Raw genomic sequence first — 10,433 nt, 5'->3', positions numbered from 1 at the left:
GGCCGGCGTGGAGCGCCCCGAGCACGCGGGCTGCGCGAACGCCATCGGCAGCGCCATCTCGAAGGTGAGCGGCGCCTACGAGGCGCTTGTCGACTACGACGTCACGCCGCGCGACGAGGCGCTGGCCGCCGCGCGCGCCGCCGCCGTCGAGGCCGCCGTGGAGGCGGGCGCGGTGCGCGAGACCGTGGAGGTCATCGACGCGGAGGACGTGCCCTTGGCGTACTATCCGGGCCACACGAACCGCGTGAAGGTGAAGGCCGCGGGAGACTTGGCGTAGCGCTCGAACTGTCGGGCTCCTAAAAGCGCGTCGATCGAGCGCGGTTGTCAACGCGGCAACCGCGCTCTTCTTTTGCTGAGGCGATCCGTTCGCGTACGCTTATGCTATCATACGACCGGATGATACTTTGACGGAAGGCTGGGAGCGCGTGTTCGAGACGTTGCGGGTGAACGATGCATCGGGCGTTCCCGTGTGGATACAGATCCGCAACCACATGCTGTTCCTCATCCGATCGGGCCAGTTGCGGCCGGGGGACACGTTGCCGACGGTGCGCGAGCTGGCCGTTCGCCTGGGGGTGAATTACAACACCATCCACAAGGTGTACCAAGACCTTGAAACCGACGGCCTTGTCCTCTCGGGGCGGGGGAAGCGCTCGACTATCGCCGACATCGACCGCGAAGCGCTTGCGCTGCCCGATTCTCCGGTGGACGCGGTGATCGGAGAGCTGGTGCGGGTGGTGCGGGAGACAGGGATGACGAGGGAAGATGCGCTGGCGCGAATCGGAGAGGCGCTGGCGACGCTCGAAGACTGACGGGGGAAGGGCCATGGGCGAGAAGAAATCGTATTTCGACGAAGAGCTCGATGCGAGCGCCGACGATGCGGTGATCGCGACGGAGGCGCAGTTCGACGAGGCCGTCACGAGCCGCGTAGGCGCCACGTCCTTGCGTTGGGTGATCACGCTGGCCGTGTTCGCCCTGTTCGCGCTGGCGGCTTGGGTGCTGCGCCTTCCTGCGCTGGCCGTTGCGGGGGCGTTGGGGGCCGTCGTGCTGTTCAGCTGCATGCACGTGGTGTTGGAGTGGGAGCGCGCCGTGGTGCTGCGGTTCGGCAAGTTCAACCGCGTGGCGGGCCCCGGCCTCATCTTCATGATCCCGCTCGTGGAGTACTCGGCGGCCACCGTGGACATGCGCATGCGCTCCACCGCGTTCAAGGCCGAGCATGTGCTGACGGCCGATCTTGTGCCCGTGAACGTGGACGCCGTGCTGTTCTGGACGGTGTGGGATGCGGGAAAGGCCTGTTCGGAGGTCAAGAACTTCGTGCGGCTCGTGTACTGGGTGGCGCAGACCACCCTGCGCGACGTGATGGGCGCGGTGAACATCGCCCAGCTGAGCACGCGCCGCGAGCAGATCGACCGCGAGGTGGCCGACATCCTCGAGCGCAAGACGAACGAGTGGGGCATCACCGTGGTGTCGGTGGAGATCCGCGACATCGAGATTCCCGACGAATTGCAGGAATCGCTATCTGCCGAGGCGCGCGCCGAGCGCGAGTACAACGCGCGCGTTATCCTGGCCGAGGTGGAGAAGGAGATCTCCGAGATGTTCGTGGACGCCGCCCGCACCTACGGCCGCGAGGATGCGGCGTTGCAGCTGCGTGCGATGAGCTTCGTGTCCGACAGCGTGAAGGAGAAGGGCGGCCTCGTCGTCATCCCGAGCGCCCTATCGGAGGCTTTCGAGGGGCTGGAGGGCCTTGCGAAGAAGGGGTAGGGGAGCGCGAGCCGCTCGCTAATCGCTCGGAAAGCGCTTCTTGCGAATCTTCTTGAGGTACGTTTTCGTGAACTCCTGCGTGCTCTTGAAGAACCTCATATCGTTGGGCGCGAGGTCGTGGTTGATGCATTGCGGCCTTCGCCCCTTTCGCCCTCTTCGCTTTTTTCGCGCTGCACGCCCTTCCATGTTGGCGTGATCGCGATTTTTGGCCACGAAACCGCGTTCTGGCACGAAAAAGCGAGGTTCGGGAGCCTCGTGAAGGGAATTTCCGACAAAAGGCCAGGTCGCGATTTTCGGACGCGCTCCTGCGGAGGTCGGTCCGTGCCAGAGCGCGGTTCCGTGGCCAGAATCGGCCCGAAAATGGCCACCAAACCGCATTCTGGCACGATTTGCCACATTTTGACGGGCATCGATTTCGCCGACCTGGGCTTTTGCTGCAGGAGAATGTCCTTTTCCTCGGAAGCGGGCGGATTTCGTGCCAGAATGCGGTTTCGTGGCCAAAAACCTCGTATTTTTTCGCACGGAAGACGGAAGACATTCAGTGCAACCGAGCATAACTGCGGCATGTAGAAGCGGGACTTCAAAAAGAAGTGGCAGAGAAAAACCCCCGCCTTCCTATCAGGCCCAGATCTTTCGACCAGCCCGAATGATCGCGTAGCATGCGGTTTGGCTATGGGCTGCAATCGAGCGAACGACGGGGATTCCTCAAAGGATCGGTTGTGGCACGCATCTCGGCGCATCTCCGGCGTTCCTCTATTCTTGAAAAAGAATCATACAACTGTAAGACAAGTATCGTAAATCTATATGATTTATGATACTATGCAGAAGACGGGTGATGATCGGGCATCGTGTCTGGTGCCGACATCCGGGGGAATTCCAAATGGAGGAAAGGAGAGGGCGATGGCGATGCGAAAACCGGCCATATGGGGCGCAACGCTTTGTTGCTGCGCTTTGGGGGCCTCCCTCGCCGCATGTGTTCCCGAAGTGGAGCAAGAAACGACTGAGTCGTCTCAGAGTGGCGCGGTCGAGCTTGCAGGAGGCGAAAAGCCTGCCGCAGGTTTGGAGGAGATTCAAGAAGAGATGACCGACCTCTGCGAGGAGTACGCTCCGACGATAGAGACGCTTGAGGATGGTCGCCAGGTGCAAAAGGTTCCTGACGATGCTGGTGGAAGCGCGTTCTGGGCATTCCCGACCGCATACAACCTCTATTACCTTAATGCTGAGAATCGGGGCTGTGAGTCGTGTCACCAAGATGGCCTTATCGATGTTTTGGAGAAGCTCCCTATTCGTCACTGGGATCTTGAAAACGGGCTGGACACCAATACCGACGTCACAAATTGTGTGATTTGCCACGATGAAACCACAGGGGAGACGCTTGTGGGGCCGTATCAATTCGGCAACCTTATACACGGCATTCATAGCAAGGAATCCTTCAAGGGGGATTGCATGACTTGCCATGCCGTCACTTCGGACGGTACGGGTATGCAGCTGTGGGAAGAGGCCAAATACGATGCGTTCAACGGCATGGTCGATGTGGCGAACGTTCAAGGTGAATTCACCTACGATCAGGACACCATCGCGGGCGATACCGTCGAGATGACGAAATACGCTGGCCCTGACAGTGAGCCTTTGGACAAAGCCTATCAGGAAGAGCCCGTCGATACGTCCGAGTACGAAGATTGGTCCATCGCCGTTACGGGTATGCTGGACAATCCGAAAGAGTGGACGCTTGCCGAGCTGATCGAACAGGCCCCCAGCAAAACGACCGTCAGTACCATGCAGTGCAACATCAGTGGCACCGGTAGCGAGTGGATCGTCAACGCCGAGGTGAAGGGCATTCCCATCGAATGGATCCTCGAACAGGCGGGTGTGCAGGAAGGTGCCACTACCATCACCGCTCATGATGCCGAAGGATGGGGAACCAAAGGCCCCACCAGCTACGGAAGCGGCACATCCATCGAGGACTGCCTCGAAGCGGGAGGTTTGCTCATCTACGAGATCAACGGACGACCGCTCACGCGTGCCGAAGGGTTCCCGTGCCGCATGTGGTGGCCGGGGCACGCCATCTCGAACAGCGGACGCTGGGTGAGCGAGATTTATATTTCCAACGATCCGTACCACCTCCTCGACGGCGAGGGATTGAAGGGCGAACCGTCCACAGCGGGGCATTGGCATCCCAGCAAAGAAACAGATGTTGGTTTTGCCAACAAACCCGTCACGGGCATCATGGGAACTCCCGAGGGCCTGATCATCGCTCCCGGTGAGAAGTACGAGTTCGAAGGCTACGCCTACGCTATGGACGAGCAGGTCACCTCGGTCGAGTTCTCGATGGACGGCGGTGAGACGTGGACGAGTTTCGACACGTCCGATTCCGACAAGTACCGCTGGGTGTATTGGCACTTCACCTGGACAGCTCCCGAGAAAGAGACGGGCGGTTATGTGCTTCAGGTGCGTGCGACTACCGACAACGGTCGCGTGAGTTACGAGCCCGACCAGGTCATGGTCAACGTCAAGCAGATGTCGTAAGCATGCAACCCGGGCGCTCGCGAAGCGGGTGCCCGGTAAGGAGGTGGGGCATGGATGCCTTGAAAAAGACGCTTGCCATGGGGGCGAGCTCGATACTCGCGGTCACGGGTATGGGCGGCGTTGCGCTAGCCGCCACCGATTCGACTGAAACGCAGTCCGCGTCTGACGCTCAGGCGACGGCGCAGCAAGAAGGCGTCTCCGTCGATGATTTCATCGTGCGCATGGACAAGGTGGAAGGCGAGTTCGCCTTCACGCAATCCGAAGTGACGTCCAACGACGATATCAAGAAGAACCTGGGCGAAGCTTCCCGGTATTTGTGCGGCGCGAATCCGACGGGCGACGGGGAGGCCGTATCGGTAGAAGACTGGTCGATTACCGTGCAGGGCGATGTTGAAAATGCCTACACGGCGACGTTCGCGGAGCTTTCCGAGAAGGAGGAGCTTCAAACGGTGGTCATGGGGTGCTCGTGCGCTGGTAACCCGGCCGATGGACGTGCCGTCGCCAATGCCGAAGTCACGGGTATTTCCGTTTTGAAAATCGTCGAATTGGCCCAACCTTCTGCCGAGGTGAACACGGTGGTGTTCTCGTCGTCGGACTGCTACGAAGTCGCGCTGCCTCTGCGCTATCTTAAGATGCGCTATTGTCCGCTCGTGTTCGATGTGAACGGATCGCCCATCGCCGATGTGATGGGCGGTGCGAACCAGCTGTGGCTGGGCTCCACTGCGGCGAGCTATTTCGCTCGCGACATCGTGAGCATCACGCTCGAAGAGCGTGAAACGCCGCCGCCGAGCCCTCATTCCGACGAAGCGCGCGCGGCGTATCAGAACCTGCCGAACGTGGGCGTGCTGCTCGGAGGGGAAGTTCGATGATACCTCCGGTGCAAGGTGCAGCGGGCCAGGTTCTGCATTTGAAGGGCACGGCGTACGATTTTGGTCACCGCATCGCGGCGATCCAGTTCTCGCTTGACGAAGGCGAGCATTGGACCACGCGTCCGACCGAAGGCACGAGCGATTATCAGAACGTGGTCTGGACGCTTGATTTCACGCCGCCGCGTGCGGGCACGTACCGCATGCATGTGCGCTCGGTCAACGAGCGCGGCGAAGCCAGCCCGCAGCCCGCTCTCGTCGAGTTCGATATACGATAGGAGGGGGAGGACATGCGACAAACCACGGATGTTTCGCGTAGGGCGCTGGTGAAAGGCGCGCTTGCTTTGGGCGCCTCGGCGGTCATTGTGGGCGGCGTCACGGCTCCTCGTCGCGCGCTGGCGAGTGGCGAGTCTCCCGCGGTCGATGGGGCGAACGCCGATGTCCAGTATGGCTTTCTCGTGTACGCATCGAAGTGCGTGAACTGCGAGAAATGCGTGGCTGCGTGTCGCCAGGGAAACGGCTTGTCGGATGATACGCCCGATCGTCGCCGAATCACGGTGGTCAGCAATGACAAGGGCGGGGAGTTGAGCGTGTCCACGTCGTGCATGCATTGCGCCCAGCCGAGTTGCGAGCGCGTGTGTCCGGCGGGCGCCATCTCGAAGGGCTCGCACGGCATCGTGTCGGTGGACACGGATCGCTGCATCGGCTGCAAGTACTGTTACCAGGCGTGCCCTTACGATGTGCCGCGCTACAACACGGTTGCTATGGACAAGTGCGATTGCTGTTTGGGCGCGGGCGTCGCACCAGGCGAAACGCCGTATTGCGTGAGCGCGTGCATCTTCAACGCGCTGAAGTACGGCCCCCTTGAGGAGTTGAAGGAGCAAGAGCCCGATGCGGTGGTCATCGCGTCTATCAACGATCCGTCGTGTCTGGTTCGCGGTTAAAGGGGAGGTGATTTCATGCTTCAGACGATGTGGGGCTGGCAGCCGGCGCTCTATCTGTTCTTGGGCGGCATGGGCGCCGGGGCGTTCATCATGGCCGCCGTGCTGCTCCTGATCGACCAAACGCGCCATCGCTTGATCGTGTGCGTGTCGATGTGGGCGGCGCTCGCGAGCCTTGCGGCGGGCTTGCTGCTTTTGCTTTCGGAGCTGGTGCAGCCTGCTCGCGGACTTCTGATGTGGCAGAGTTTCAGCCACTTCACCTCGTGGATGACGTACGGCGCGTGGGGCGCGTTCGCGGCCATGGCGGTGTTCGCAGCATCGGCGCTGCTGGCTACGCGCCCCGTGGACGTGCGGTTGGCGAAGAAGTGGGCGTGGTTCGAGAAGCGCGGTATGGCGTTGCGTCGGGCGCTGGCCGTGGTCGGCATTGCGCTGGCGGCGTTCGTCGCGGTGTACACGGGCATGCTGCTCATGGCGGCCGAGAACGTGCCCTTGTGGAACACTCCGCTGCTGCCGGTTTTGTTCTCCGTGTCGGCTTTCGACACGGGAGTGGCGCTTGTGGAGTTGGTGGCCGTGCTGGCTTCGAAGAAGGACCCGCTGGCACCGAAGGCCCGCACACTTATGGAGCGGATCGTCGTGGTGCTCGTGCTGCTAGAGGGTGTCGTGATGGCGGCGTTTCTGGCCAGCATGCTGGGCGGCGATGCGCAAACGGCCATCGGCGCGACGGCTGCGTCGTCGGCCTCGCTTTTGGTGTCGGGCGGTCTGGCCGTGTGCTTCTGGGGCATGGTGGTGGCATGCGGGTTGGCGCTTCCCCTGGTCATGGCTGTGGCGGGTCTTGTGCTGCACGGACGCGCCAAGAAGAAGCCCGGCGCGGGGCAGCATGGAAGTGGTGTTCTGATGGCGATAGGCGCCGCGGGCGCGCTCGTCGGCGGGTGCGAACTGCGCTTTCTGATCCTTGCGGCGGGCGTTCACGCCGACGTGGTTGCCGAGACGGTCAGGGGGCTGATCGGCTAAGCGCACGGCGCTGCTCGCCCTCTTGTGCGAGGCGGTTGGGCGGTGGAAACGCCGTCGGGCCGCCTCGTCCTCTTGTTTGCCTTTCATCCTTCGAGTTCGGGCCGTGCGCTATACTGAAAGGCGGTCGGTATTCGGAAAGCGAGGTGGGCGGCTATGGCCATCGACAGGGTGAGGGCGCATTTGCGCGCGCTCGGCATGGAGGATCGCGTGCTCGAGTTCGAGGCGTCGAGCGCGACGGTGGATCTGGCCGCTCAGGCCGTGGGGTGCGAACCGGCGCGCATCGCGAAGACGCTGTCGTTTCACGTGGGCGAGCGGGTGGCGCTCGTGGTGGCGGCGGGCGATGCGCGCATCGACAATCCCAAGTTCAAAGCGCGTTTTGGCTGCAAGGCGAAGATGCTCAAGGCCGAGGAGGCCGAGCCGCTTGTCGGCCACGGCGTGGGCGGCGTGTGCCCGTTCGCCGTGAACGACGCCGTGGACGTGTACCTCGACGAATCGCTGCGGCGCTTCGACGTGGTGTATCCGGCAGCCGGTAGCGCTTCGAGCGCGGTGCGGCTTTCGCCCGACGAGCTTGCCCGCTGCGCCGAGCCCTGCACGTGGGTTGACGTGTGCAAGCTGCCATGAGGGGCGGGGTCGGTCGGGCGTGCGATCCGGTCGTCGGCGCGACGAGGCCGGACGGCTCCTTCTTGTCTGCGGGGCCTTCTGCCTTGGGTTCGGCGGTTGCGCCCGGATCGTCAGCCGTGCCAGCCGTGCCGGTCGCGCCCGACTCGCCGGTTGCGCCTGCCGTGTCGGATGCGCCGGCTGCGCCAGGTGCGTCGGATGCGCCCGACTCGCCGGCTGCGTCGATTGCGCCTCCCGTCTCGCCAACCACGCCTGCTGCGCCGCATGCGCCGGCTGCCTTGTCCGCGCTCGCCTCTTCGGCGGCTTCGGGCTCGCTCGATGACGCTCCCGTGACGTTTTACGTGGTGCGCCATGGACAGACCCTGTTCAACGTCATGGGAAAAGTGCAGGGTTGGTGCGACACGCCGCTCACGCCGGAGGGCGTGGCGGGCGCGGAGGCGCTTGGCCGGGGCTTGGCCGATGTGGAGTTCGTCCGCGTGTTCTCAAGCGACAGTGGTCGGGCTGTGCAGACGGCGTCGGCGCTGCTTGAAACTCGCGCCCGGGTTCGGGGCGAGGCGGCCAAAGCGAGGTTTGCGGCCGTGCCCGATCCGCGTTTGCGCGAATGGTGCTATGGAGAGTTGGAGGGCGAGCCGGGAGAACTCTTGCATGCCGTGCTCGACGCCGGTTTTGGCAGGTCGTTGTCGTTCGAGGAGCACAACCGTCGGCTGCCCGAGGTGGCCGACGTCATCGCGAACGCGGATTCCTCGGGCCGCGCTGAGCGATTCGACGCGATCGAGGCCCGTCTGGTGCGTTTTCTTTCCGAGGCCGGCGATGCGGTCCGTTCGACGGGAGGCGGCAACGTGCTTGTGGTCACGCATTCGTTCGTCGTGCGCACGCTCGTGTATCTCATCGACCCTGCGCGCGTGAACGATCCGGTGAAGATACCCAACACGAGCGTCACGCGCATCGGTTACGACGGCGAGCGCTTCATCTTGGGCGAAGTCGGCTCAACCGATTGGAGCGTCTGAGAGGGCAGGCGGTCGGTCGGGGCGGGACGCGCCGTGCGGACAGCGTCGTTTCGTGCGCGAGCGAGCGTGCCGCACATGGATGCGAAGCGAGCCGTGTGAGCGCGGACGGAGGCGGGCTGCGCGAGGGCGGGTCGTGCGTGCATGGCGTGCGCCCCCGCGCTCCGGTCTTTTCGCCAAGGCGCGGAGCGCGGATCGGCAGCTCTTTCGATCGTGGTGCCTACCAGGGCATCCAGCTGATCTTGCAAGATGCGGAACCAGCGCTGGTTGCGCTTTCGTCAAAGCGCCAGATGCTGCCCGCATCGTTCGCCCTCCTGTCGCTGCGCATGTCTGCCGCGGCTCTCGCCTCGTCGTGTGTGCCCTCTGCGCTCCGCTCGGATCGCTCGTTATCGGTAATCTTGCGCGTAAATACGTCTGCGTTCGTCTGCGCGCCGCCTTCGCCTTTTGCGTTTGCTCGGGCATCGGACGTCGGATCTGCGCCCGCGTTCGTCTGCCCGTCGTCGTTTGCGTGGTTGGCGTCGTTTCCGGCCTCCCCGCAGCCGCACGCCTTCCCGGATGTGCCGCCAGGGGCTCGCTCTGCCCGCACGCCTTTGCTCCCGCCGTCGTGAGCGCCGCCTACCCCTTCAGGCGTCCCCTCATGGCCGAGGGGGTGCTTGCGGGTGCCGAGAAGCCACTCGCCGGCCCGAAGCTGAAAGCCCATCGGCATGAAGCGCACGCCGAGCGCGCCCACTTTGTTCACCCAGCCTGTGACGGCGCACCGTTCGCCCCGCATGAGCGCACGGTACACGCGGATGGCCGTTTCGTCGGCGCTCATGGAGAAGTACTTCCAGGCGGGCGCGCCCTCGATTCCGGCGTTTCGCGAGAAGTTCGTGCGCGTGGCACCGGGGCATACGGTGGTCACGCTGACGCCCGTGCCGTGCAGCTCGCGTGCGAGCGCGGTGGAGAACGACAGCACGAACACCTTCGCCGCGCCGTAGAGCGCGTTGTAAGGGCAGGGCGTTTTCGCCATCATCGAGCTCATGTTGAGGATGCGCCCGTGGCCGCGTTCGAGCATGGGCTGCAGGAACACGCTCGTCAGCTCGGTGAGGCTCGTGACGCTCACCTGGATCATCGCGCGGATGTCGGCCACGGAAAGCTCCGAGAAGCTGCCCGCTGGGCTGTAGCCCGCGTCGTTCACGAGGATGTCGATCTCTTTTCCGGCCTCGCGCACGCGCTTGAATATGGTGCGCGCGGCGTCGGGATGGGACAGGTCGCAGGACACGGGCAGCACGTCGATGCCGAGCAGACGCAGGTCGTGAGCCTGTTTGCCAAGGGACTTCTCGTCGCGGGCTACGGTGACCAGATCGTAGCCGTCGCTGGCGAGCAGAAGGCAGAGGGCTTCCCCGATGCCGCTTGTCGCTCCGGTGACCAATGCGGTGTGGGCCATGATGGCGCTCCTTTCTCGAGGGTTCGCGAGAGGGCGCGGGCGCGCCCCGGCGTTTCGCTCGCATGATAGGGACGCCGCGACGTGCCGTCGCGGGCCGTGCGCGTCCGTTGGGAAGGCGCGACCGCGGCGAAAGCGGGGCGAAACGAGGGCGGCGGCCGAAGGGCGGTGCCGTGAAGGCGGGCGGGCGCGTGCGCTCGCCCGCAGAGCCGATGGCGAAGCGCACTTGATTGGCGGCGTGAGCGTGCGGGGCGGCCGGGGCGTTTGGCCAAGCGAAGGTGCGGGG

11 protein-coding genes and 1 pseudogene are annotated in these 10,433 nt (G+C 63.8%); 10 read left to right on the top strand and 2 right to left on the bottom strand.

The window, feature by feature from the left end; genetic code table 11:
- The 3 genes and pseudogenes from C2L80_RS12025 to C2L80_RS12015 form a co-directional block, all read left to right on the top strand.
- Positions 1–277 (top strand): annotated as a pseudogene (locus tag C2L80_RS12025) (hydantoinase/oxoprolinase family protein); the annotation flags it as partial.
- A gap of 148 nt (positions 278–425) precedes the next feature.
- On the top strand, positions 426–809 hold the full coding sequence (locus C2L80_RS12020) for a GntR family transcriptional regulator (protein ID WP_087196903.1): 384 nt from the start codon (positions 426–428) through the stop codon (positions 807–809).
- A 13-nt stretch (positions 810–822) separates the two neighbouring features.
- Positions 823–1,758: a slipin family protein gene (locus tag C2L80_RS12015; protein WP_103263277.1), complete on the top strand. Its 936-nt coding sequence runs from the start codon at positions 823–825 to the stop codon at positions 1,756–1,758.
- A gap of 18 nt (positions 1,759–1,776) precedes the next feature.
- Here C2L80_RS12015 and C2L80_RS13770 read toward each other — a convergent pair whose 3' ends face one another.
- On the bottom strand, positions 1,777–2,259 hold the full coding sequence (locus C2L80_RS13770) for a hypothetical protein (RefSeq protein WP_129589958.1): 483 nt from the start codon (positions 2,257–2,259) through the stop codon (positions 1,777–1,779).
- A gap of 399 nt (positions 2,260–2,658) precedes the next feature.
- Between C2L80_RS13770 and C2L80_RS12005 the strand changes: the two genes are divergently transcribed.
- From C2L80_RS12005 to C2L80_RS14460, 7 genes are all read left to right on the top strand, one after another.
- Positions 2,659–4,284, top strand: coding sequence for a molybdopterin-dependent oxidoreductase (locus C2L80_RS12005; protein ID WP_157941084.1), 1,626 nt, complete (start codon positions 2,659–2,661; stop codon positions 4,282–4,284).
- Between the two features lie 50 nt (positions 4,285–4,334).
- Positions 4,335–5,153, top strand: coding sequence for a molybdopterin-dependent oxidoreductase (locus tag C2L80_RS12000; protein WP_157941083.1), 819 nt, complete (start codon positions 4,335–4,337; stop codon positions 5,151–5,153).
- Positions 5,150–5,428: a molybdopterin-binding protein gene (locus C2L80_RS11995; protein ID WP_087196894.1), complete on the top strand. Its 279-nt coding sequence runs from the start codon at positions 5,150–5,152 to the stop codon at positions 5,426–5,428. Before C2L80_RS12000 ends, C2L80_RS11995 begins: the two co-directional genes overlap by 4 nt.
- Before the next feature lie 12 nt (positions 5,429–5,440).
- A complete protein-coding gene (locus C2L80_RS11990) occupies positions 5,441–6,094 on the top strand; it encodes a 4Fe-4S dicluster domain-containing protein (protein WP_087196892.1) in 654 nt (217 codons plus the stop codon).
- A 15-nt stretch (positions 6,095–6,109) separates the two neighbouring features.
- Positions 6,110–7,102 carry an NrfD/PsrC family molybdoenzyme membrane anchor subunit gene (gene nrfD, locus C2L80_RS11985; protein WP_087196890.1) on the top strand — a complete coding sequence of 331 codons (993 nt, stop codon included), beginning with the start codon at positions 6,110–6,112 and terminating at the stop codon, positions 7,100–7,102.
- 153 nt (positions 7,103–7,255) lie between these two features.
- On the top strand, positions 7,256–7,723 hold the full coding sequence (locus tag C2L80_RS11980) for a YbaK/EbsC family protein (RefSeq protein WP_087196888.1): 468 nt from the start codon (positions 7,256–7,258) through the stop codon (positions 7,721–7,723).
- A complete protein-coding gene (locus tag C2L80_RS14460; RefSeq protein WP_239938972.1) occupies positions 7,720–8,727 on the top strand; it encodes a histidine phosphatase family protein in 1,008 nt (335 codons plus the stop codon). Before C2L80_RS11980 ends, C2L80_RS14460 begins: the two co-directional genes overlap by 4 nt.
- 217 nt (positions 8,728–8,944) lie before the next feature.
- Here the strand turns inward: C2L80_RS14460 and C2L80_RS11970 are convergent, their stop codons facing one another.
- Complete coding sequence (locus C2L80_RS11970) at positions 8,945–10,150, bottom strand: SDR family NAD(P)-dependent oxidoreductase (RefSeq protein WP_087196887.1); 1,206 nt, start codon at positions 10,148–10,150, stop codon at positions 8,945–8,947.
- Positions 10,151–10,433: the final 283 nt, after the last annotated feature.

The organism is Rubneribacter badeniensis, from assembly GCF_002899695.1.
Lineage (GTDB): Bacteria > Actinomycetota > Coriobacteriia > Coriobacteriales > Eggerthellaceae > Rubneribacter > Rubneribacter badeniensis.
This window is presented reverse-complemented; position numbering and strand designations above follow the sequence as displayed.